20 protein-coding genes are annotated in these 23,505 nt (G+C 67.7%); 14 read left to right on the forward strand and 6 right to left on the reverse strand.

Annotated features, from left to right (window positions below; translation table 11 throughout):
* Positions 1-41 precede the first annotated feature (41 nt).
* Positions 42-2,333 carry an AfsR/SARP family transcriptional regulator gene (locus tag Raf01_RS43240; protein ID WP_203923964.1) on the reverse strand — a complete coding sequence of 764 codons (2,292 nt, stop codon included), beginning with the start codon at positions 2,331-2,333 and terminating at the stop codon, positions 42-44.
* A 55-nt stretch (positions 2,334-2,388) separates the two neighbouring features.
* Positions 2,389-2,595 carry a hypothetical protein gene (locus tag Raf01_RS43245; RefSeq protein ID WP_203923965.1) on the reverse strand — a complete coding sequence of 69 codons (207 nt, stop codon included), beginning with the start codon at positions 2,593-2,595 and terminating at the stop codon, positions 2,389-2,391.
* A gap of 508 nt (positions 2,596-3,103) precedes the next feature.
* On the opposite strand from Raf01_RS43245, the gene Raf01_RS43250 reads away from it, so the two are divergent.
* The 6 genes from Raf01_RS43250 (at position 3,104) to Raf01_RS43275 (ending at position 9,753) form a co-directional block, all read left to right on the forward strand.
* Positions 3,104-6,049: a beta-L-arabinofuranosidase domain-containing protein gene (locus Raf01_RS43250; RefSeq protein WP_203923966.1), complete on the forward strand. Its 2,946-nt coding sequence runs from the start codon at positions 3,104-3,106 to the stop codon at positions 6,047-6,049.
* Between the two features lie 529 nt (positions 6,050-6,578).
* Positions 6,579-6,716 carry a hypothetical protein gene (locus Raf01_RS43255; RefSeq protein WP_203923967.1) on the forward strand — a complete coding sequence of 46 codons (138 nt, stop codon included), beginning with the start codon at positions 6,579-6,581 and terminating at the stop codon, positions 6,714-6,716.
* A 472-nt stretch (positions 6,717-7,188) separates the two neighbouring features.
* Positions 7,189-7,824, forward strand: coding sequence for a transporter (locus Raf01_RS43260; RefSeq protein ID WP_203923968.1), 636 nt, complete (start codon positions 7,189-7,191; stop codon positions 7,822-7,824).
* A complete protein-coding gene (locus Raf01_RS43265; protein ID WP_203923969.1) occupies positions 7,821-8,144 on the forward strand; it encodes a winged helix-turn-helix domain-containing protein in 324 nt (107 codons plus the stop codon). The genes Raf01_RS43260 and Raf01_RS43265 overlap by 4 nt, the downstream gene beginning before the upstream one ends.
* Complete coding sequence (locus tag Raf01_RS43270) at positions 8,141-9,004, forward strand: ABC transporter ATP-binding protein (RefSeq protein ID WP_203923970.1); 864 nt, start codon at positions 8,141-8,143, stop codon at positions 9,002-9,004. Before Raf01_RS43265 ends, Raf01_RS43270 begins: the two co-directional genes overlap by 4 nt.
* Before the next feature lie 11 nt (positions 9,005-9,015).
* Complete coding sequence (locus Raf01_RS43275) at positions 9,016-9,753, forward strand: ABC transporter permease (RefSeq protein WP_203923971.1); 738 nt, start codon at positions 9,016-9,018, stop codon at positions 9,751-9,753.
* Positions 9,754-9,922: 169 nt separating this feature from the next.
* Here Raf01_RS43275 and Raf01_RS51090 read toward each other — a convergent pair whose 3' ends face one another.
* Positions 9,923-11,011, reverse strand: a complete 1,089-nt coding sequence (locus tag Raf01_RS51090) for a hypothetical protein (protein WP_373319758.1) — start codon at positions 11,009-11,011, stop codon at positions 9,923-9,925.
* A 49-nt stretch (positions 11,012-11,060) separates the two neighbouring features.
* Between Raf01_RS51090 and Raf01_RS43285 the strand changes: the two genes are divergently transcribed.
* A complete protein-coding gene (locus tag Raf01_RS43285) occupies positions 11,061-11,519 on the forward strand; it encodes a hypothetical protein (RefSeq protein ID WP_203923973.1) in 459 nt (152 codons plus the stop codon).
* Positions 11,520-12,535: 1,016 nt separating this feature from the next.
* Here the strand turns inward: Raf01_RS43285 and Raf01_RS43290 are convergent.
* The gene (locus tag Raf01_RS43290) at positions 12,536-13,573 is read right to left on the reverse strand and encodes an RNA polymerase subunit sigma-70 (RefSeq protein ID WP_239134428.1); all 1,038 of its coding nucleotides are present in this window, start codon (positions 13,571-13,573) and stop codon (positions 12,536-12,538) included.
* A gap of 181 nt (positions 13,574-13,754) precedes the next feature.
* Here Raf01_RS43290 and Raf01_RS43295 point away from each other — a divergent pair, with 181 nt between their 5' ends.
* From Raf01_RS43295 to Raf01_RS43305, 3 genes are all read left to right on the forward strand, one after another.
* Positions 13,755-14,054 (forward strand): hypothetical protein, encoded by a 300-nt coding sequence (locus Raf01_RS43295; protein WP_203923975.1) that lies wholly within the window; start codon positions 13,755-13,757, stop codon positions 14,052-14,054.
* Between the two features lie 74 nt (positions 14,055-14,128).
* Positions 14,129-14,728, forward strand: coding sequence for a dihydrofolate reductase family protein (locus Raf01_RS43300; RefSeq protein WP_203923976.1), 600 nt, complete (start codon positions 14,129-14,131; stop codon positions 14,726-14,728).
* 105 nt (positions 14,729-14,833) lie between these two features.
* On the forward strand, positions 14,834-15,970 hold the full coding sequence (locus Raf01_RS43305; protein WP_203923977.1) for an NAD(P)/FAD-dependent oxidoreductase: 1,137 nt from the start codon (positions 14,834-14,836) through the stop codon (positions 15,968-15,970).
* Positions 15,971-16,862: 892 nt separating this feature from the next.
* Here Raf01_RS43305 and def read toward each other — a convergent pair.
* Entirely contained in the window at positions 16,863-17,399 is a 537-nt protein-coding gene (gene def / locus Raf01_RS43310; RefSeq protein WP_203923978.1) for a peptide deformylase, read from the reverse strand.
* 74 nt (positions 17,400-17,473) lie between these two features.
* A complete protein-coding gene (locus Raf01_RS43315; protein WP_275413188.1) occupies positions 17,474-19,039 on the reverse strand; it encodes an MFS transporter in 1,566 nt (521 codons plus the stop codon).
* Between the two features lie 376 nt (positions 19,040-19,415).
* On the opposite strand from Raf01_RS43315, the gene Raf01_RS43320 reads away from it, so the two are divergent.
* The 4 genes from Raf01_RS43320 (at position 19,416) to Raf01_RS43335 (ending at position 23,307) form a co-directional block, all read left to right on the forward strand.
* On the forward strand, positions 19,416-20,369 hold the full coding sequence (locus Raf01_RS43320) for a beta-ketoacyl-ACP synthase 3 (RefSeq protein ID WP_203923980.1): 954 nt from the start codon (positions 19,416-19,418) through the stop codon (positions 20,367-20,369).
* Positions 20,370-20,472: 103 nt separating this feature from the next.
* The gene (locus Raf01_RS43325) at positions 20,473-21,519 is read left to right on the forward strand and encodes an AMP-binding protein (RefSeq protein ID WP_203923981.1); all 1,047 of its coding nucleotides are present in this window, start codon (positions 20,473-20,475) and stop codon (positions 21,517-21,519) included.
* Positions 21,520-21,635: 116 nt separating this feature from the next.
* A complete protein-coding gene (locus Raf01_RS43330) occupies positions 21,636-22,523 on the forward strand; it encodes an alpha/beta fold hydrolase (RefSeq protein WP_239134430.1) in 888 nt (295 codons plus the stop codon).
* A gap of 322 nt (positions 22,524-22,845) precedes the next feature.
* On the forward strand, positions 22,846-23,307 hold the full coding sequence (locus Raf01_RS43335) for a GFA family protein (RefSeq protein WP_203923982.1): 462 nt from the start codon (positions 22,846-22,848) through the stop codon (positions 23,305-23,307).
* Positions 23,308-23,505: the final 198 nt, after the last annotated feature.

The raw sequence follows: 23,505 nt of genomic DNA on the forward strand, positions 1-23,505 counted from the left end.
CGAACCGCGCGGCCGTGCTCGGTGCACGGCCGGCGGGCCGGCTACCGGATGTCCAGCGCGTTGGACCTGTGCCGTTCCAGGAACGGCCGCAGGATCCAGGAAAGCCGCCAGGCGTGCGCGTCGAAGCCGGTACCGGCGGCCAGGTCGACGGTGGCCAGCAGCACCGCGTGCTCGGCAACGAACCAGGACATCGCCGCCGCGGCGCCCCCGAACCGCTCCGGGGCGGCGTCCGGAGCCGGCGGCGCCAGGGGCAGCGGCACCATGCGCGGCTCCAGCACCTCGGCGGCGGCGTGCGCGGTGTGTAGGTAATAGTCGAGCGCCCGTCGCAGGGCGGCACGCCGGTGGGGTTCGCGATCGCGCTCCCGGGACAGCTCGGCGGCGTACGCCCGCAGCGCGTCGTGCATGGCGAACCGCCCCGGTACGTGCTCGGTGACCAGATGCGCGTGCGACAGCTCAGCCAGCAACGCCTGGGCCCTGGGCAGCGGCATGCCGGACAGCCCGGCCGCGGCCGGCGCGGTGATGTCCGGCCCGGGGTGCAGCGCCAGTTGCCGGAACAGTCCCGCAGCCGGTGCGCCCAGCGCCAGGTAGGACCAGGAGAACGCCGGCCGGACGTCGGTGGCCGTGTCGGGGTAGCCGAACCCGTCCAACCCGCCACCCCCACGGTGCAGGTCGGCAGCGATGGTGGCGAGCGGGAAGCTGGGGTGGGTGATGGCACGAGCGGCCACAATGGACAGTGCCAGCGGCAGCCGCGCGCAGTGCGCGATGATGTCCCGTACCGCCTCGGGTTCGGCACCGACCCGCCGCGCGCCGAGCCGCCGGGTCAGCAGGTCGCTCGCTTCCCTGGCTGACAGCAGGTCCAGGGTCACCGGGTGCGCCGCCTCGGCCGCGACCAGACTGGACAGTTGGGTACGGCTGGTCACCACGACCAGGCAGCCAGGGGCGCCGGGCAGCAGCGGCCGGACCTGTTCGGCCCCGCGGGCGTTGTCGAGTACCACCAGCACCCGCCTGTCCGCGAGGAGGCTGCGGTACAGCGCGATCTGCGCGGTCAGGCTCGCCGGGATCCGGTCGGGCGGCACGGCGAAGGCGTCGAGGAATCCACGTACCGCCTCGGCCGGGCTCACCACGGTACCCGCCGGATGGAATCCGCCGAGATCGACGTACAGCTGCCCGTCCGGGAACCGGTCGGCGATCCGGTGCGCCCAGTGCACAGCGAGGGCGGTCTTGCCCACCCCGGCGGTACCGGTGATGGCCGCGATGACCAGCGCCGCGGGCCGACCCTCGCGCCGGTGGTCGAGCAGCGAGTCCAGGGTGTGCAGCTGCTCGGCCCGGCCCACGAAGGTGACCAGGTCGGCGGGCAGCTGGCGGGGGCGCGGCGGCGGGGCCGGCCGGTCCGGTGGGTCCGCAGCGTCCAGGAAGTTCGGGGCGTCCGGGGGGTATGACCGGCTCGGGGTGCCCGGCGGGCTCGGGGTGCCCGGCGGCGCGGCGCCGGACGGGGGCGCCGCGAACGGCATGGGGCGGATCGCCACCGCCGTGAGGGTGGACGCGACCAGCAGCGGCGACGCGTCCAGCGCGGCGTCGGCGTTGAGAATCTGCCAGTGCAGCTGTTGCAGCGCCTTGCCGGGTGGGACACCCAGCTCCTCGTCCAGCAGCCGGTAGGCGTCGCGGTACGCGGTGAGCGCCGCGGCCTGCCGTCCGCCCTGGTACAACGCGAGCATCAGCGCGGCCCACAGCTGCTCGCGCAGCGGGTGCACACGTACCAGCCGGGTCAGCTCGGCCGACGCCTCGTCCGGGCGGCCGGCGCTCAGCGCGACGCGGGCCCACCGCTCGGCGACCTGCAGGCGGCGCTCCTCCAGCCGGGCCACCTCGACCCCGAGCTGAGCGGCACCGGTTACGCCGGCCAGCGGCTCGCCACGCCACAGGTCCAGCGCTCCGCGGAGCTGGCGCAGCGCCAGGTCGACCCGGCCGAGGGCCAGTGCCGCGTCCCCGTCCAGCACCAGTCCGTCGAAGGTCGCGAGATCCAGCTCACCGGGCAGGATCTCCAGCCGGTACCCGGACGACTCGGTCACCACCCGGCACTCGGACTCGCCGGTTCTGCCCAGCGCCGCGCGCAGCTGGGCGATGTAGGTCCGGACGTTGGACTCGACGGCGCGCGGCGGCTCGGACCATACGATGCCGGCCAGATACTCGACGGTGACAGTGTGGTTGGCGTTCAGCAGCAGGGCCGCGAGCACGGCCGGGAGTCTCGTGCCACTCAGCCGTACCACGCGTCCAGCGCTGACCACCTCCAGCGGGCCCAGCAGCCGGAAGTCCACAACCACCCCCGCGGTAGTCATGGGTCTTGATACCCGCGGTCACTGTAGCGGCGGTTGTTCTCCTGCTCAATGACGCCTACACCGCTGGTAGGAGCCGTCCTGCCGCGGCGTACAACCGCGGCGGTACCGTCCTCACCGGTTGGTGTCGGTGGTCGCCCCGAACCTGCACCCGCACGAGGATGCCCTGGTTGATCAGATCTTCACGTTCGTCGCGCAGATCGAGCACCGCGTCGCGCAGCTCCGGCGGACCGGCAACCCAGCTGATCTCGTCCGGTTCCTGCATACTCGGGCTCCGGGGGTGTTGACGCCGCCGAGGGCCTGTGGTCGCGGACGCTCGCGACTACAGGCCCCTCGGCAATGGGCTCACGGCAGGTATCGGTCAGCAGGCGCCAACCAGCTTCCACGGGCGGTACGGCGACGCGCCCGACTCCTAATTGCGCGTCCATCACTGCGCCGTCCAGATCCTGCCGTCGTGTTCGACCGTCGCGCCCTCGGTGTAGAGCCAGCGGCCCCGTCCACTGCTGGACGGGACCGCTAGTGCACTGGCTGTGCACTCGGATCTCCGCCCAGGCGCCCTACGGCGACGAGCCCGGCACCTCGCCCTGGGTCCACACAGGTCCTCGTTCTTGACGGGTCGGCCCTCCTTCCTACGCCAACCGTTGCGCTTCCAGTTCGCCATCCACGACATGATGCCGTTGCGGCGCGCTCACATACCGCCCGACGATTGGGGTGGTCAGAGTGCGCCGTCCCGGCCAGCGACCTGATCACAACGCAGAAGTAAGGAGAGTGATGTGAGCAAGCAGTTCTCGCGGCGCGACGTGCTGCGTATCGGCGCGTTGGCGGCCGCCGCCCCGGCCGTGATGGCCCTCGCGCCAACCTCGCCCGCGTCAGCGTCAGCGTCCGACGGGGGCCCCGACCGGGGCGGCGCCGGAAGCAACTACCCTCGGCCGGGCTGGGAGGCTCCGAACTGGCAGGTCAGGCCCTTCGCTCTGAACCAGGTCGCCTTGCACGACGGCATCTTCCAGCAGAAGCGCGACCGGATGCTCAACTACGCCCGCAACTATCCCGGCACCGGCGGGGTCTTCGACGGGCCGGACCGCATGCTGTACTCGTTCCGGGTCAACGCTGGTCTGCCCGCTCCGGGTACCTGGCCGGGCGGTTGGGACACGCCGACCCAGCTGCTACGCGGCCACTTCGGCGGTCACTACATGTCGATGCTCTCGCAGTGTTGGGCCGACACCGGTGAGGAGATTTTCCTCGACAAGCTTGACTACCTGGTCGAGGAGTTGGGCAAGTGTCAGCGGGCGCTGGACGCCCGGCCGGTGGGTCGGGTCCCGGGCCGGTCGGGCCTGGCGGTACAGCTCAGCGACCCGCATCCCAACCAGTACGTCCAACTCCCCGCCGGCATTCTCGCCGACGTCGCGGACGTCACGATCGCGGCCTGGGTGAACCTCGCGGCGGCGCAGAACAACCCCAAGATCTTCAGCTTTGGTACCGGCACCAACGTCTACCTTTCGCTTATCGCGCGGGTGTCGGCGACCAACCCCGGCCCACGTTTCGCGATCACCAACCACGGCTCCGGTGGCGAGCAGCGGATCACCGGCGACAGCATGCCGATCCCGATCGGGCAATGGGCGCACGTCGCGGTCACCCTCTCCGGCGCCGACGGCACCGGCCGGCTCTACGTCAACGGGGTCGAGGCCGGCACCGCCGCCGTCACACTGACTCCGGCGGTCCTCGGCGCCACCGGCAACAACTGGATCGGGCGGGGACCCAGCGACAGCGACCCGCTGCTGAACACGAGCGTGGACGACTTCCGGATCTATCGCCGAACCCTGGACGGGACCGAGGTCCAGGCGCTCGCGGCGGAGGATCCGTCGGCCACGGCCGCGTCCCCGGCCGACCTGGTCGCCTGGTACCGCTTCGACGCCGAGGGCGAGACGGCGGTCGACTACTCGGGCAACCACCGGGACGCGACGATCGTCGGCACCAGCTACCCCGGGTTCCTGGCCGCGTTTCCGGAGGGGCAGTACAGCCGCCTCGAGCCGCCGATGGTGCAGCCCAACAGCGGGGCGAACGCGGTCTGGGCGCCCTGGTACACCTGCCACAAGATCATGCGTGGGCTGCTGAACGCGTACGACCTGACCGGCAACGAGGAGGCCCTCGACATCGCCTTCCGGATCGGCGACTGGGCCTACCAGCGGCTGCGCCGGTACAGCCCGGACCAGCTGGACCAGATGTGGAACACCTACAGCGCCGGCGAGGCCGGGTCGATGAACGAGGTGATGGCGGAGCTCTCGGCGCATGCGCAGGACTCGGAGAAGAAGGCGCAGTATCTGGCGACGGCGAAGATGTTCACCTTCAGCACGCTCTTCAACGCCTCCATCGCCGAGCAGGACGAGCTCGACGGGCGCCACGCCAACCAGTACATGGCGCCGCAGATTGGTTACCTGCGGATCTTCGAGCAGACCGGGGATCAGGACTACCACACCGCGGCGCAGCACTTCTGGTCGATGGTGGTGCCGCACCGCACCTTCAGCAACGGCGGGGCCGGGCGCGCCGAACACTTCGGCCCGCGCGACATCATCACCACCGGGTTCACCTCGTCGTCGGACCCGAGGCACGCCGAGACCTGCTGCGTGTACAACATGCTGCGGCTGACGCGGAACCTTTTCTTCCTCGACCCTGACCCGGCGTACATGGACTACTACGAAAAGGGTCTGCACAACCAGATCCTCAGCTCCCGCCACGACGTGGACAGCGTCACCGCCACCGAGGTGACTTACCACCAGAACATGTGGCCGGGCCGCTCCCGCAAAATCGGCAGCACCATCGAATACAGCCGCTACGGCGGCAACGGCAGCTGCTGCAACGGCACCGGCCTGGAGAGCCACACCAAGTGCCAGGAGACGATCTACTTCCACGCGGACGACAACCAGACTCTTTACGTCAATCTCTTCATCGCCTCGACCCTCAACTGGCAGGACCGCGGCTTCGTCATCACCCAGGAAACCCAGTATCCGACGGAAGGGTCGAGCCGGCTGCGCTTCGAGCAGGGCGCCGGGCGGCTGAAGGTCCGGCTGCGGGTGCCGTCGTGGGCGACGCAGGGTTACACGGTACGGGTCAACGGGCAAGCCCAGTCGCTCGTGGCCAAGCCAAGCAGCTACGTCACGATCGACCGGACCTGGCAATCCGGCGACACGATCGACATTGAGATGCCGATGAGTTTCCGGGTGGAGATGGCCATCGACAACAAGGCGATCCAGTCCATCATGTACGGCCCGACGCTGATGGTGGTCCTCGACGCGACCCCGAGCTACCGCGACTTCACCTTCTATGGCGACCTCAAGCTCAATGGCGACCTGGCCAGCTCGATAAAGCCGACCGACGTGCCGATGCAGTTCACTACGCAGGGCTACACGCTCAGGCCGTACTACATCTCCGACCCGGTGCCCGGCCAGTTCGACGCCTACCACCCGTACGTTCAGCGGATCGAGCCAGAGGTGGTCTTCGGCTCATACGGCTCCGGGGTGCCCAACGACGGCGTACGCGACCAGGACGGCGAGACCTTCCTCGACCGGGTCTGGGCCGAGGCGCCGTTTGCCAGGTACTCGGACTTCTTTCAACGGGTACTGCAGACTTCGGCGGATTGGGTCACCGCCGGCCGGCACACCGACGCACAGCGGCGGGCGATCCTCAACGCCGCCGTCCGAGCGCAGCGCGACCTGGAGAGCTGACCCGCGCGGTCTGCGAGGCCGGGTCCGGGCAGTGTCACCATCCGGACCCGGCGCCGCGACCCCATCCACAGCCGACCAACCGTGACGGACGGTCGCCGAGTTGGGCCATGGGTAAGTGCATACCCATGACCAACGATCAACGATCTCGGCCGCCATTCCGGACCGCCGGTGACCGGGCGAGGTACAGCAGTAGTCTCACTCGTACTGCAGGCCCCTGGGAAATCACCGCATCAACGTCAGCCAACTTGAGCGCCTGATCCAACACCCGCCTGACTGGCCAACCTCGGCGGCGCCGGAGCAGCCTTACGCTCCCACCCGACACCGTGGCCATCGTCAAGCCCAGATGGTCGGCGAACGCACGGACGCTCATTCGCGGCGCCTCCCGCAACGCCCGCGTCTCCCGCCCGATCCACCGACCGACCGCGACCGCGCATTCGCAGCTCCCAGATGATCGGACGCGGTATGTGGACTCCCGCAAGCTGAAGTCACGTGCCTTGCCGATGAGATCGGCCTGGATCTGGGTGCGACCATGACGGGCCTGCGCTCCATCGAGATCACTCGCCGGTACACCCTGGCGATGTTCGACCGGCACCTTCGACACATCCCGCAGCACCTGCTGGGCTCCGCGTCATCCTGCTACCCCGAGGTGGCCATCGTGGCGCAGTAGTTTCCGCGCGTGCCTTCGGTACAGCCCGGTTCACCAGGGACCGGGCGATCTCCTCGACGCTGTGCCGCAAGCGACCGCTTTCTCCGCAAAGCATCAACGTCCCGATTGTCAACCCGCGCCGACCGCCCGGCCTTCTGGCGCATCATCGCCGCCGCGCGGGCTGCGCCGTACTTCGCATGCGCGGCCATCCGTACCGCCTTTCCCGCCCGCGCCGGCCTTACCCGTGCCCCTTCGGCGGCGACCCGACCCGCCCCCAGGCCGTCGGTGTGGTCGCGGTCGCGGTCGCGGTCACCGCGCCGAGCGCGGCCGGCCGGAACCGACCTGCCATCCGTGCCGCTGCCCGGCGTGATCATCGTCGGCCTGCCGCGCCCGCTGTTGCTCGTGCCGCCGGTTCGGGGTTGCCGAGGTTTGCGTTTCAAAGTACATTGAGTTTGTATTTCAAAGTTGTTTATGGCCAACCTAGGGGACGCGCATGGGCGACGACGAGGCAGCGCCGGTCAGCGCAGCGGAGTCGCTGAAACTGATCGAGGCGCAGCGCGATGCCGCGGTACGCAGCCTGCGCCCGGATCCGCGGTTCATCTACTGGCCGTGGGGTCTGGCCTGGCTCGTCGGGTTCGGCCTACTGTTCCTGCGCCACGGCCCACACGAGCAGATCCGCGTGAGCATGCCGGACACGCTGCCACTGGCCACGCTGTTCGCCCTGATGATCATCGCCCTCCTGGTATCCGGCGTCGCCGGTGCGCGGGCGAACCGGCAGATCAGCGGCGACTCGTCAGTCCGTGGGCTGCGGTACGGGCTGAGTTGGCTCGCCGGGTTCGCCGGCAACGCCGTGGTCTGCGCCCACTTCAGTAAGCTCCTGCCCGCGCCGGAGGTCGGCCTGCTGTGGGCAGCCACGTCGGTTGGCCTGGTCGGCGTGCTCTACCTGACCGGCAGCGCGGTCTGGCAATCGCGGGATCTGTTCGTGCTCGGCATCTGGCTGACCATCAGCAACATCGTCGGCGTGCTGGCCGGGCCCGGCTGGCACTCGCTGGTCATCTCGGTGGCGGGCGGTGGTGGACTCCTGGTGGCTGGGTTCGCCGAGTGGCTTCGTTGGCGGCATCACACATGACCGCGCCCCTGCCGGAGCTCGATCCGGTCATCCACGCCCAGGTCCGACTGCGTGTCGTCGCAGCGCTCTCGGTGCTGCGCGAGGGCGACCAGATGGCCTTCCCCCGACTCCAGGAACTGCTCGGCTTGACCGGCGGCAACCTGTCCGTCCACCTCCGCAAGCTCGAAGACGCCGAGTACATCGTGGTCACCAAGACCCATCGCGGGCGCACCCCGACCACCCTGCTCAGCCTGAGTCGCCGCGGCCGGCTCGCGTTCGACGAGTACACCGCAGCCGTCCGCGCCCTGCTCGACCATGTCGGATCCGAGGAGACTCCATGACCCTGGCAAGCGCAGTCGACGTCACCCGTCGCTACGGCGCCGAAATCGCGCTGGCCGGCGTGAGCCTGGACATTCAGCCCGGTGAGCTGATCGGCCTGCTCGGCCCCAACGGCGCCGGAAAGTCCACACTGGTCAACCTGCTCGCCGGTCTGCGGCGGCCGAGTTCCGGCACCGTCACCCTGTTCGGCGGCGACCCGCGCGAACCGGCCCGCCGTCAGCACATCGGTCTGACCCCGCAGGAGACCGGTCTCCCGCCCACCTTGCGCGTCGGCGAGTGCATCGACTACGTGGCCGCCCACTTCGACAACCCGCTCGAGCGGGACGAGGTGCTCACCCGGTTCGGCCTGAACGGGCTGGTGAAGCGACAGGCCGGCGGCCTGTCCGGCGGCCAGAAGCGACGGCTCGCCATCGCATTGGCCTTCGTCGGCCGACCACGCCTGGTCTTCCTCGACGAACCCACCACCGGACTCGACGTCGAGGTCCGCCATGTCCTGTGGGACGTGATCCGCGCCTTCCACGCCGAAGGCGGCACGGTCCTGTTGACCAGCCACAATCTCGAAGAGGTCGAGGCGCTCGCCACCCGGGTGATCGTGCTCGGCGCCGGGCGGATCCTCGCCGACGACACCGTCTCCGCCATCCGTGGACTGGTCGGCGTGCACCGCGTGAGTATGGCCTCGACCCCGTTGCCTCGCCTGCGCGGTGTGGTGTCCACATCGGAGTCAGACGGCCGGTTGCACCTGCTGACCCCCGATCCCGACCAGCTCGTCCGGGACCTCGTCACCGCGACGGTGCCATTCCGCGACATCGAGATCCGACCCACCACATTGGAGGAAGCCTTCCTCCAACTGACCGCCGCCTGAAAGGTTTCCCCGTGAGCCTGGTCCTCACCAACGCGCGGTTCCACCTGCTCGAGACGCTCCGCGTGCCGATCGCCGTCCTCGGTTCCACATTCTTCCCCGCCGCCTCGATGCTCTTCTTCGTCGTCCCGTTCACCGGCGACGACCCAGCCGGCGCCACCTTCGCGACCGCCTCGATGGTCACGTTTGCCGTGATGACCAGCAACCTGTTCGGGTACGGTGTGGGCGTCGCGGCCGACCGCGCCGAGCCCTGGGACCCGTACACCCGCACCCTGCCCGCCGGGCCCGGCCCCCGCTTCGGTGGGCGTATCATCGCCGGGCTGGCCATGACCTTCCTGTCCCTGCTGCCGGTGTTCCTGATCGCCGCCTTCCTGACCGCGGCCCACACCACGGTGGCCGGATTACTCCTCGGCGTCGGCGCGGCGTTCGTGGCCGCGGTCCCGTTCACGTTCATGGGTCTGGCCATCGGCTACGCCCTACCGATGAAGGCCGCACTGGCAGTCGCTCAGATCATCTTCTTCCCGTTGGCATTCCTCGGGGGGCTGCTCTCCGCACCGCGGCAGGCTCCATCCTTTGTGGAGGCTGTGGCACCGTACCTGCCCACCCGCGGTGCCGTCGAACTGATGTGGGCCGCGGTCGGCGACTTTCCGCTCCGTCCACTATCGGTCGCCATGCTGGGCGTGTGGACAGTGGCCGCCGGAGCGATGGCCGCCTGGGCCTACCACCGGGACGAAGGCCGCCGCTTCCGCTGAGGCACGCATCGCGTCACCGTCCGCCTCGACCACGGAGTAATGCAGATCGTCGCCGAGGGCAACGGCCCGTCGTAACCTGGGCGAGAAGAATACCGGGTACTGCGACTGGCGATCGTATGTGACCCTGATCCTGTGAGGCACACGGGCTTGTCCGAACACTTGGCGTTGTCTAAGCCTCGATCCGTGGGTGTAGCCGCGTAGGATCCGGCCCCCGCAACTCGCCCGATCGTAAGTCCACGATCCCCGCGGGCGTATTCAGCTCGTACGGATGGGCATCCGGCTGCCCTACATGGACGGTCAATGATGGATCCGTTTGAGCCATACGGGCTATCCCGGACACCCCGGCCGCGGACAACGCTCGCGCCCGGAACCGCCACCACCCCTCGCCGCTGGGCAATTGCCGAGCGAACGCCCGAACGTACTCCCGATGCCGCCCGGCCTCATCCCACAACCACCGATATCCGGTCCACACCAGCCACCGGCCACGCTGCGGACAGTACCGCAACTCATGGCCATGGTGAGCCACCAACGCACGGGCCAGACCGTCCTCGCTCGGCCCCCAAGTCTCCACGTGCGGTGGCGGCTGCACAACCCGCGTCGACGTCACCGTCGGGGACACTCCATCGCCGATCGGATTTGGCCTGGTGCCGTTGGCTTCGGCCGGCGGGTGATCGACCACGGGGCTGGGCTTGTTAGTGCGGCTGCCGGACCCAGCCTGCCGTAGCGCGGCAGCCGCGGCGGCGTGGTCCCCGGCAAACTGAAGCAGTGCGAAGGCGTGAAACTTGGTGATTGGCACCTCCGGCTCGAACAAAGTGCTGGTGGACCAGACATACAGCCTGTCCCGATCTTCGGCCCGCCCAGTTGAGGCGGACGTCCCACCCCCGCTTACCCGGGCGCCGCCAGTACCGGGTGCCGGCGACGGTCCGTACCAGCGTCCATCCCATAGGGAGCAGAATGTCCGCCCAGTCGGTCTGGCGTTCATAATCGTCACCCGGTACAGGCCAGCACGAACGACCGGGACACGGCGCGGTGTCGGCTTGGCCGGTGGAGGCATTGCATCGAGTTCCCGCACGAGAGTCACCAATGCCTCGCGTTGCGCCGCCGTAACTGTTGGGATCCGTTCCGGTATCGAGCCCGCCAGCGCGAGCCACGGTCGGCCGGTCGGATGAACTTGCCCACGCGACGGCGCAACGACGGTAACGCCGCCTTCGCCGCGGGTCGTCGCGCCGAATGCCGGTGACCTACTCCGTGAGATCATGACGGCTCATGCGCGCGATCTCCGCGCGGGAGCATATTTGGAGGACTGTGTGCGCAAATTAGCGCGACGACTGGCCATCTCGATGGCCACCGCGACCGTTGCGGTGGTGGCGCTCGCTTCGCCGGCACACGCGGCGACGAACCCGTACTCCGCGGCGCTGGCATGCAACAACGATTTCGGTGGCACGTGGGCCAACACCACTGATGGCCACCGGTCGATCAACGCGTCGGACGGCACCAAGGTGGGCGACGTCTACCTGATGTACAACAGCGCCACCGGGTACAACTGTGTCGCCACCATCAAGCAGGTGGAGATCGGCTCGGCGACCGGGATGAAAGCCGGAATCCGGGTGGAAGGCGGTTCCTGGGTCGAGCGGTCCGGGAACTTCAAGTACTACGAGACGATCCAACGCTCCGCCGTGGACAAATGCGTGATGTACAGCGGCGATATCCTGTACTTCACCTCGTGGGAGGGCTCCAGCCGGTCCACCTGGGGCAACTGCGGCTGAGCAGGCCTGACGACTATCCGGGATCAACAACGGTGCGTTGACCGATCCCGGTGGAGGTTGATCGGGGAGGCGGAGGGCCCCGGTGAGTCCCGGCTCGCCACCGTCGACGAACTCCTCGGCAGGCCGCGGTCAGCCGAGGAGTTCATCGATCTCGTCGCCGATGGCGCGCTCTTCGTCGGTCGGCACCGCTGAGCTCGATGTCGCGGTCATTGAAGCACCGAGCGACGCCGCAGGGGCGACGGAGGACGTCCGTCGGGGAGGGCTGTCCGGCACGGAAGCGCATGAGCCGTACCTGTCATCGAAGCTTCCGTCCATTTGACCCGCAGCGCGACCTCTGAGCCCAGCATGCTCGTATCTTATGTGAGGCATGCGAGGTGATCGATCGGACACGTAAGAACAAGGATCTCGGAGAATGCGACCGAGCACAAGCCCGTTGGGGTTCAAGTCCGCGCAGAGGTCAACGCCTCGAAACTGAGCTTGACCTGGAGTGTTGGGGTTTGGTGTGTGTCGGGGTCAACACGAACCATTACCCAACGCCGCGCTGCCCTATCAACACAGCTACCCATCAGGGCGGGGATGTACGCGCTGCCCTAACAGCAGGCTCTGTAGGCGCGGTCGCGGGCGTGCTTGACGACCGCGCCTACATGCTCTGCCGTTATGACTGGCTTTCCAGCGCATCGGCCTGGCGGCGGAGCCCTGCCGCGATGTCGTCTCAGCCGGGACCATGCGGGTAGAGGCTATGTGCCGCTTCGCGCATGAGCGACGGTTCGTCCAGTCGCTGCAGAGCGTGCTGATCGCCGTCCTGGCCATGGCCTCGCTGCCGACGATCGTCTTGTTCCGCGCTAGCGCTGTTCCCGCCAATCGAACGGGATGATGGCCGCCCGCACCTGTTCGCGGCTCGCCGGTGTGACGGCGAGGCCACGGCGTCCCGCGCCGGAACCTCGTCGAAGAAGCCTGAGGCAACGATCCGAGTTCTGCCTCCCGGCGCGGGACAACAGGGTGGCGCCAGAAGTCTGTCAATCTGTTTCGGGAAGGGTTCGGGGTAGTCCGAAGCGCGCCATGACGTTGGTGTTGCTGAAGCCGGTGATGGTGGTGATGTGGTCGTCGGCGGTGATGACCAGGAGCGTGTAGGCGCGGTAGACACTGGCGTGGGGGTCTGCCACGTAGACGCCGAAGGCTGGCTGGCCGTTAGCGCGGGTGGGTACCACGCGGTAGGTGCGGCCGGGGCGGAAGACGACGGCGGCGAAGAGGCGCTGGGCTGACTCGATGCCGCGGTATTCCAGCATGGCCGGGGGCATGGAGAGTCTCACGTCGGTGGCGAGCAGTTCGATCAGGGCGTCCAGGTCGGCGCGTTCCAGGGCGTCAGTGAGCCGGGCGACGAGCCGGTGTTCGGCGGCGGTGTCGGGTTGGCGTACAGGCCTGCGGCTGCCGGTGCCGCTGGGGTCGGCGAGGTGGTTGTCGACGGTGGCGCGGGCGCGTTTGAGGGCGCTGTTTACGGCTTCCTGGGTGGCGTCGAGCATCTGGGCGACTTCGGCGGCGTGGTAGCCCAGGACGTCGCGGAGGACGAGCGCGGCGCGTTGGCGTGGGGGCATCAACTGCAGGGCGGTGATGAAGGCCAGCGAGATGGCCTCGGCGCTCTCGTAGCGGGCCTCCGGTCCAGGGCGTTGGTCGACGAGATGGTCGAGCAGCACGTCCGGATATGGTTCCAGCCACGGCGGAGCGTCGCCGGCGCCGGCGGGTTCGGGCAGGGCGGCCTCGGGCAGCGGGGGGGCGATGCGCGGGCGTCGGCTGTCGGCGCGCAACATGTCCAGGCACCGATTGGTCGCAATCTTGTAGAGCCAGGTCCGCAGCGAGGACCGCTGGCCGAACTCGCCGAGGCTACGCCAGGCGGACACGAGGGTCTCCTGGAGTGCGTCCTCGGCGTCCTGCAGCGACCCGAGGATGCGGTAGCAGTGCACCTGCAACTCGTGGGAGTGGCCCTGGACCAGGTCGCGGAACGCGTTGTGGTCACCGGCCCGAGCCCGATCGATCAGGTCCGTCGTGTCCATCTCCATCGGCATGCATCCTCGCTCTTCTTCTTTCCGCAGGCGCGTTCGCCTCGCTCAACGATAAAGACGCCGCCGGTTCGGCAAATTGGGCGGTGTCTGCGCGCCCGATTCACGGCCGTGCCGGCGTCTACCCGGTTAGAGGCGGTCCCAGTCCGGGGCGCGCCCCGGATACAGAACAGGACCGCAGATGGCCAACTACGTTTTCTCCTTCCGTGTGCCCTCCAACTACAGGCCCAACGCCGGGACGCCGGCCGAGTGGCAGGCCTGGTTCGGCGGGCTGGGCTCGGCCCTGGTGGACGTCGGCCACGCGGTGACCGATTACGCCTCGCTCGGCGAGGTCGGCGGCAGCGGCTCCCGGATGATCGGCCATTCGGTGGTGTCCGCCGAGGACATGGACTCTGCGCTGGCGCTGGCCAAGGACTGCCCGGTGCTGCGGGTCGGCGGCGGGGTCGAGGTCGGCCCCGTGATGGAAGCCGCCGGCTCGTGAGCGACGCCATGACTGCATCGACGGCGCGCCGTCTCGAACAGTGATAGCCGACAACATTGTCAGAGGAGCACGGAATGGGAAAGATCGTCATCAGCTCAAATGTCACACTCGATGGAGTGGTCCAAGACCCGGACGGCGAGGAGGGCTTCGAGCGGGGCGGCTGGTTCCACCAGTTCGTGGGGGGCAAAGACCTCGAAGACTGGGTCGCCCGAGAGACGGAGGAAGCGCTGGGGGCCGAGGCGCTACTGCTGGGCGGGCGGAGCAGTGAGTGGTTCGTGTCCCGGATGCTATCGCGCGATGGCGCGGATGTCCGCGTAAGCCCCGAGTGGGCGGACAGAGTGAAAGGCATCCCCAAGTACGTCGTGTCGTCGACTCTCGAAGATCCTCAGTGGAGCGACGCCACGGTCCTCAACGGCGATGTGGTAAAGGAGATTTCGGAGCTGAAGCGGAAAGTGGACGGGGAAATCCTGGTCTACGGCAGCTATCAGCTCGTGCGCATACTGATAGAACAGAACCTGGCCGATGAACTGCGGCTGGTAGTTTTCCCGGTCGTGCTGGGAACCGGCCTGCGTATGTTCGACGAGACCAGTGACAAGAAGCCGCTGCACCTGGTCAACACGCGAAAGATCGGTGACGGCCTGGTGTTCTACACCTACGAGTTCGTGCAAGGCTAACGGCTGTAGGCGGTGACGAAGTCGCGGTCGTCGGTGTTGAAGTAGCGTCCCCCGTTTTGACGGACGGGGAGAAGGTTGGTGGCGGGCGGGTTGATGGGGTCGCGGATGCCGGTCCTCCCCCACACCTGGCTCGAAGCAGTCTCGTTGTCCGGGCAGGCGCTGATGCGGACCTTTGGAGTCGGTGAGGGAGATCTGCCCGTCGCGGTGACCAACGGCCGAGTGTTACGCCGTGCCAGCCCGGGAACGGTCGCGGAGTCACAGGGGTTGACCTATCACGTTGCGACGCACCAACCCGACCTTGTCGTCGTCGGCGCCGGACCGGCCGGGCTGGCGGCGGCGGTCTACGGCGCCTCTGAGGGCCTCGCCACCGTTCTCCTGGACGGCACCGGTCTCGGCGGTCAGGCCGCCAAGAGCGCGCGGATCGAGAACTACCTCGGATTCCCCCACGGGGTCAGCGGCGAGCAGCTGACCCGCCTGGCGATGCTGCAGGCCCTCAAGTTCGGCGTCCAGATCTATTCACCGTGCGAGGTCACCAGCCTTGACCTCTCCGACGAAAAGCGACCCGTCGTGATACTCAGCGACGGGTCGCAGATCCAGACCGCGGCAGTCATCGCGGCCACCGGTGCGCGCTACCGACGCCTCGACATCCCGCGCTGGGAGGAGTTCGAGCAGTGCGGATGCATTCGGTACGCCGCGGCCGACCTCGACGTCCGCGACTACGAGTCCCAGTCGGTGGCTGTGGTGGGCGGCGCCAATTCGGCCGGCCAGGCGGCGCTCACCCTCGCCGCCCGTGGTTGCACGGTGCACCTGGTAGTGCGCTCTGCCGACCTCGGGGCGAAAATGTCGGCGTACCTGGCCGAGCGTATCCATGCCCACCCGCGGATCCGCGTCCGGACCCGGAGCGTTCTACGCGAGCTGCAGGGCGACAGCGCCCTGGCCTCGGTCGTCTTGCAGGGGAACGACGAGCTCGACCAGCTGGACTGCCGGGGCCTGTTCTGTTTCATCGGCGCCGACCCTGTGGCGGCTTGGATGAGGGGCCTCGCCAAGGACGGCAACGGCTTCGTCCTAACCGACAGCCGTCTTCCCGCCGGTACCCACAAGGCGCCGTTGCCGTTTCAGACCAGTGCTGCCCGGGTCTTCGCGGTCGGCGATGTCCGTGCAAGTTCGATCAAGCGGGTCGCCACGGCCGTCGGCGAGGGCGCGAGCGCGGTCTCCTCCGTCCACCTCCTGCTTGCCTCCTAGTGGGAGCTGCCGGGTCAGTCGCTGACAGAGTCGGCGCCTGGTAGCCGCGGCCTTCCGCGCCGCCCGCAACCGACAGCGCCACCCCCGCTGGCAGGATGTAGAGCGCCTCCAGCACGACCGGTACCGTCCCCGCGAGTGATGCCGATACGAACGCGGCCGAAGCCGGCCGGCTCCTTGATGAAGGTTCCGCGCGGGTAGTCGCGGGGGATGCACGCCGTCCCAGCTGTCGTGACTCGGTACACCCTGCCTGACCCATCCATAACGGTGCCGTGATGCCAATGCCATCCGGTGTCGTGCCCCGCCGCGATGATGACCCGCCGCAGCATGTAGGCGTTCTGCCGAGTGCGATCCGCGCGACGGTCCTCGACATCGAGGTTCCGTTTCTCTCATACCCGACTGGAACACAAAGGTGCGAAAGGCCGATTCGGACTGAACAGATTCTCGACTGTTCCGGCGTAGCTACGAGCGATACGTACGCTAGCCAGACCGCCCGACTGAGGGCCTCGGTTGGCAGCCTTGGGCCTAGCCTTCCGCCGCTACGGTGAGTTCTGTAACGGCCAGCCGCTTGCTGATCGCGGGGTTGGTGAGCACCGGATGAGGCAGTGGACCGGCCGGAACACTGCTTCGACTAGCGACCCGGGGCACGGCCGCGACGGGAATCCGCACCGCCGTGTCCTCCTGGTCCACATTGCCCACGGATGCGGGCGCTGTCGTTCGACGCAGCGTCCCGCGGTCACCATCGGCGGGCTGATCAGGGTGCAGGCGAAGCTGGTGCCACGAGCCGATCACGTACGGAACTCACCGGGCGCGGCCGCTCCGCTAGCGCTGATCGCGTGTGCGTTGCTGGTCAAAGGCCTCTTATGCGAGTCCGGAAAACCCGGAACCGAGGATGTCAATGAGGGCTCGTCTTGACGACGACATCGCGGTTGTCGCTCCAAACGGCGTCTCGTACGGCCGCTACCAGCCGCCGCTGGCGTTCGACGTCCCGCCGGTCTGTGAACAGCACTCCATCCAAGTGATCGGTCTCGTGCTGTATACAGCGCGCCAGCAGGCCCTCGCCCACGATCTGGACCGGGTCGCCTTTGACCGTATGGCCGGTTGCCACCACGTTCATCCGGCGCTTCGTGTCGAGGTAGATGCCAGGAAGGGAGAGACAACCCTCCGGGCCGTCCTGCTCCGTCTCGTCCGGAAACGACAGCATCGGGTTGACCACGTGGTCCACCTTGCCGGCGCCGAGCGCGGGGCTGATCACAAAGACCCGGAGCCCCACACCGATCTGCGGCGCGGCCAAACCCGCACCACCCGCCTTCTGAAGCGTGTCACGCAGGTCGCGCACCAACTTCCGTAACTCGGCGTCGTAAACTTCCACCGGGCTGGCCGGTCGCCGCAGAACTGGATCGCCGACGAGTCTGATCGAAACCGCAGTCATAACGCTCGCAATCTTCGTGACGTACTTATCGAACTTCGACCTCGGTGGCCTGTCGGCCGGGATGAACTCGAACTTCAGTCCGCCGGGAGCACAGGGACCTCCGTAGCGCTCTCATGCAGGTCCCGGGTACGGATCAGAAGAACCGCCACCACCGCGCCCACCAGAGCGATGGCCGCGGCGGCGACCATCACCACGTCGAAAGCTGTCAGATATGCCTCCTGCGCCGCGCGCAGGGCTTGCGCGGCCAGAATGGGCTGACGAATCGAGGCCTGTAGCCCGGCGCCGCCGTCGGCGGCCACCGATGCCGCGGCCCGCCCACCGAGCTCGCGACCAGCGGACGACTCCAGGAACTGATGGCTCGCCCTGTGCTGAAAGATCGCCCCCAGACCGGCGATGCCGATCGCGGTTCCGATCTGCTGAAAGGTGACATTGATGCCGGACGCCATGCCCGCCCGGGACGGATCTACGACGGCGATCGCCATGGCTGACCGACGACCGGTGAATAGTCCCATTCCGAGGCCACCGATGACGAAGGCCGGCAGCAGGGCCGTCCACGCGCTTCCGTTGGCTACGGCCGTGGCCAGCAAGAGCCCTGCGGTGATCGCGACGAGCGCCCCAGCCGCGACCAGACGGGCCGGCGCCCTTGATGCCAAGGCACCCGACGCCGCTGCGCTAACGAAGAGGCTGACGGTCAGCGGCAGCATCCGTACCCCATCCTCCCAGGCCGACAGCCGCAGGATGTTCTGCAGATAGGAGGTGAAGATAAAGATCGCGAACATGAACGAGCCAGCGCACAGCGCGGTCGCCACACTCATGCCGACGAACGTGCGGTTGCGGAACAGCCGCAGATCGAGCATCGCCCGCTCGCCAGCCCGTCGTTCCACGACGACAAAGAGCGCCAGCAATACTCCGAAACCGATGAAGGCACCGGTAATCAGCGCGCTCTCCCAGCCCTCGTCCTCACCGCGCAGTACGGCAAAGGCCAGCAACGACAGCGCCAGGCAGAAGATGACCAACCCGGCCCAGTCAAGCCGTCGCGCGTCGGCTTTTCGAGACTCACGCAGCCTCAGCTGTGCCACAACCAGTGCGACAAGCCCGGCCGGCACGTTGATGAGGAAGATGAAGCGCCAGTCCCACGCTGTCAGCGCACCTCCGATCAACGGACCGAGCGCGATGGCCAGACCAGTCACCGCCCCGAACACTCCGAAGGCGGTCGCCCGCTCCCGACCCCGGTATTCGTGTCCGATCAGGGCCGGCCCGATGGCGTAAAGCACGGCGCCGCCGATGCCCTGCACGGCGCGGGCGACCGAGAGCATCACGACATCGGTAGCCAGACCGCAGACCATCGAGGCCAGTACGAAGATGAGCAAGCCGACCAGGAACACCCGCTTGCGGCCGAGGCGGTCTGCGAGGGATCCCGCGGTCAGCAGGAAGACCGCGAGGCCGATCGAGTAGGCATCCAGCACCCACTGCAACGCAGAGAATGACGAGGAGTACGTCGCCTGCATGTTCGGCATCGCCACGTAGACGACTGTCAGATCGAGCATCAGCATGAACGTCGCGATCGAAACGACCGCCAGCGTCCAAGCCCGATGGCGACTCCCGAGCGTGGATACGTCGTGATTAAGTGTAGTCGTCAAGATCTTCCCCCGGATCCGCGGCCTATGCCCGTCTTGCCGGAGGAGACTAGCCAGCGCGTGTGAAAGAAGACTTGATTCGCTGTAGCCATGACGGTGATGCCCGCAGCGCGTCGCACGCGCGTGGGCGGCGCTCGCGCAACCACACGCACTACCGAGCCATGCGATTCGACCGACAAGCCGTCGCGTCGCTCAGATCGGCTACGGCCATTGTCCCTCCGACGCTCCCAGGACCACGTCGCTTCCCGCCGACCGTTGATCCCGTCGGTCGCCGACACTCGCTGGGTCGCGTTGCAGACGTTAAGCCGTACGACTGTGAACTACTATTGGACGAACGCTTCAGCATCCGCTCAGTCCGCCCTGCTTCAGTGGTCCGGCGATGTCTATTTCTCTGCAAAGCCGCAACGGCCACCCCGGCTCGCGGATCCTCAGTGTCGCCTCGTACCGTCCTCGTACCGAGGTGAGTAACGAGGCGGTCGCCGCGCTGATCGACTCGAGCGACGATTGGATCCGCCGCCGCAGTGGTATCGAGTCCCGCCGTCACGCCGCCATCGATGAGAACCTGGCCACTATGGCCACGGCGGCTGCCGCCAAGGCCCTCGCCGACGCCGGTATCGACCCCGGCAACGTCTCAGCCGTCCTCGTCGCAACGATGTCTCATCGCGGCCGTGCGACGACCGTGGCGCCCTTGGTGGCCGATGCCTTGGGCGCCAGCAAGGCCGGGGCCCTGGATCTGGGCGCGGCATGTGCCGGTTTCCCTTACGCCCTGGCGACCGCCGACACACTCGTTCGTGGTGGCGCGGCCGATCACGTCGTCCTGGTCGGCGCCGAACGCATGACCGACATTATCGACGAGCACGACCGCAGCACGGCGTTCCTCTTCGGCGACGGGGCTGGCGCCGTGGTGGTTGGCCCGGCAGCGAGATGCGGTATAGGTCCCGTGGTGTGGGGCGCGGACGGCGCCCGACACGAGGCACTGAGGTTCGACGAGACAGGCATCCTCCGCATGGCCGGGCCCGAGGTCTTCCGGTGGGCGACATCAGTCATTCCGGAGGTGGCTCGGCGCGCACTTGACGCGGCGGGTCTCAGCGCGGGCGATCTCGCTGCGTTCATTCCCCATCAGGCCAACCTACGCATCACCTTGGCCGCGGCGAAGGCCCTGCAGCTGAGCCCTCAGGTCCATCTCGCCACCGATATCACCACCAACGGCAACACCGGCGCCGCCTCCATCCCTCAGGCGATGGCCGCCTTGCCCGACGTCAGCGGTCCCGCGCTGCTGGTCGGCTTCGGCGCCGGCCTGGCGTACGCGGCCCAGGTCATCGAGCTTCCGTGACGTCACCGGCACGAGACGCCGCGCGAACGGCGCCAATCGTTGCGCAATCGACTGAACGAGAACTGCCGCTCGCGGTGCAGTCGTTCTCCAGCGGCGTCAGGCAGTGCAGCGCGCGGCCGACGATCCGGCGGCGATCCTCTACACCAGCGGCACCAGCGGGCAGGCCAAGGGCGCGGTGCTGACCCACGCGAACCTGCTGTTGCACGCGATCACCGCCAACCGGCTCCTGAACAGCCCCATGCTGCTCGACACCCACCTGGTGATGCTCCCCCTCTCGCATGTGTTCGCCGCTACGGTGAACATGCATGCCGGCTTTGCCACCGCCTCGACGCTCGTGCTCATGCCTCGGTTCGACCCCCGGACGGCGTGGCAGCTCATCGAGAGCGAGCGAGTCACCTTCCTCGCCGGTGTGCCGACCGTCTATTGGAGGCTGCTCAACGAGATAGGCCTACTGCCGGCCGACCGGCAACTACGGTGCGCGGTCTCGGCCGGCGCTGCCCTCCCTGTGCCGATCAACGAGGCGTTCGCACGGCACGTGAGCATCCCCATCCACGAGGGCTACGGGCTCACCGAAACCTCGCCGACCGTCACGTTCAGCCGATCGGACTCCCCGGTCCGGCCGGGATCGGTCGGCGTGCCGATCTGGGGCGCCGACGTCAAGCTCGTTCGCCCGGACGGGAAGACCATCGAAGGCGCCGATGAGATCGGTGAGATCGCGGTACGCGGCCACAACGTCATGATCGGCTACCACAACCGGCCGGACGAGACCGCCGAGGTGCTGCGCGACGGTTGGCTGCACACCGGTGACCTGGGGCGCCGGGAGGCCGATGGCTGGTACTACATCATCGACCGGGCTAAGGACGTAATCATCCGAGGCGGTTACAACGTCTATCCCCGGGAGGTCGAGGACGTGCTCATGACCCACGAAGGCGTCGCGCTGGCCGCGGTGATCGGCGTGCCGCATCCCAGCCACGGCGAAGAGGTCAAGGCTGTGATCGTACGTAAGCCGGGCGCCTGCGTTACCGAGGACGAGGTCATTCGGTGGAGCCGGGATCAGCTGGCCGCGTACAAGTATCCGCGGATCGTCTCGTTCGTCGACCACCTTCCGCTGACGGCCACTGGCAAGCCCTTGAAGCGGGAACTGAGCTGATGACCCGGATCCGCCCGTGGACAGCCGGATTCCGTCCAAGCCGGACCGGGGGTGCCTGCGGTACACCCGCGTCGCCGTCCATTCGTCGTCAACAGCAGCGGCCTAGCTTTCGAGCGGTGAACTCAGAACAGATGGATAACCTCAGCACCGGTGCCCACGCCTTCACCGCCGGCGGAACCCGGCTCGTCTATCACGTCGCGGGCCGCGGCCCAGTGATGATCGCCCATTCCGGCGGACCTGGCGTCGAGTACGCCTATCTGCGCTCGCAGGGGCTCGAAGAGCACTTCACGATGGTCTACCTGGAGCCGGCGGGGACGGGCGCCTCAGGTCCGCTCCCCTCGGACGCGACCTACGTCGACACCTACACCGCCTTTGTGCACGCCCTGGTCGAGCATCTCGGAGTGTCGCGAGTGCATCTGCTCGGTCACTCGCACGGCGGTTTCGTCGCTCTGCGCTTCGCGATCCTGCACCCGCGGCGGACCGCGGGACTAGCTCTGTACAGCACGAGCCCGACCACCACGCCCGAATTCTGGGAGGCCGAGGAGGTCGAGGCCGCGGCGTACCTGGACCGCAACGCGGACATCCCAGAAATTGCCGAAATCGGGAAGGCCCTCGGGGAATGGGACGACGTCGAGACCGATGAGGCGGAGACAGCCGTCCTGCGGCGCTGCCTGCCCGTCTACTTCGCCGATTTCTGGGGCCGGCGCGCCGAATTCGAGCCACTACGGGAAGCCGTCCGATCGCGGCACCTCCATTTCGGGTCGAAGAACATCGACTATCGCAGTGACCTCGCACAGATCGTCGCGCCGACCGTCGTCATCACAGGCCGGCATGACTTCATCTGCGGTCCGGTGTGGGCGACCATGCTGCACGAAGGTATCCGAGGCTCTCGCCTGGTGACCCTCGAGAAGAGCGGCCACTTCGGCCACATCGAGGAGCCCGATGGCTTTCTCGACGCGCTCATCCCGTTGGTGACGGGCACAATGACGTGCGGACCGCTCTGACCAGGCCCGACCAGACCCATCGAGCATCACCCCCGTGATAACCCATCCTCGTCGCGCGCCCTCACCGATCCGGTGCGGGCGTGCGACATTGTGGCCTTACTGCCCAACAGGCCGGGTGAGGCGCGTCGACCGGCGGACGGGCTCCTCCAGTGCCTGAGCCAGCACGAGCCCTCACCGGAGCCCGATCCGTCGAGCGACGCCGATCCACCGATGTTCAGTGATCGTCAACTCACTCTGATTAGCATCGCTGCGGCGGTCGATATCGACACCACGGACATTTGGCCGACCCGATCAGGCGGCAGTCTCACTTGATGGAGCAGGAATGGACAAGAAGTACAGCGGTCGTTGTGCCTGCGGTTCTGTGACGTACGGATTCGATAACCCACCTACCTTCGTCGCGAACTGCCACTGCACGGACTGCAAGCGGGCCTCTGGCGGGGAGATGGCCACCTTCGGCCTCGTGGCCAGTTCGGACTTCACCGTGTTCAGCGGCGAGACCAAGGGCTTCTACTACCCGAAGAACTCTGAGACGTGCGCGGGCAACGGCCTCACCCGCGTCTTCTGTGTCGCGTGCGGTTCCCGGGTGTTCACGAACGAACTGGCCGACTTCCCCGGTGGCGTCTTCGTCCAGGAAGGCACCCTCGATCAGCTCAGCGAATGGTTCGCACCGCAGGCAGAGATCTACACCTGGAGCCGCCAGCCGTGGATGCCGGCACTTGACGTTCCGCAGTATGACCACGGGGTCACCGCGCCTGCAGAATCCGCCGACGCCAACGCGGGCTGACCCTTACCTCAGCCAACACGGGGAGGACTCCTTCTCACGATGAGTCCTCCCCGATTGTCCGCCGCGCGGAACTGAATAAGCCACCGGACGTTCGGCGACGCACGGTGATCTGACGATCGATCGGGTTGTACCGGGAGCGTTGCCCTTGTTGGAGCCCGTACGCGCGGCTGCGAAGCCCGAGAACCCACCGCGGCGCCG

The organism is Rugosimonospora africana, from assembly GCF_016862975.1.
Taxonomy (GTDB): domain Bacteria; phylum Actinomycetota; class Actinomycetes; order Mycobacteriales; family Micromonosporaceae; genus Rugosimonospora; species Rugosimonospora africana.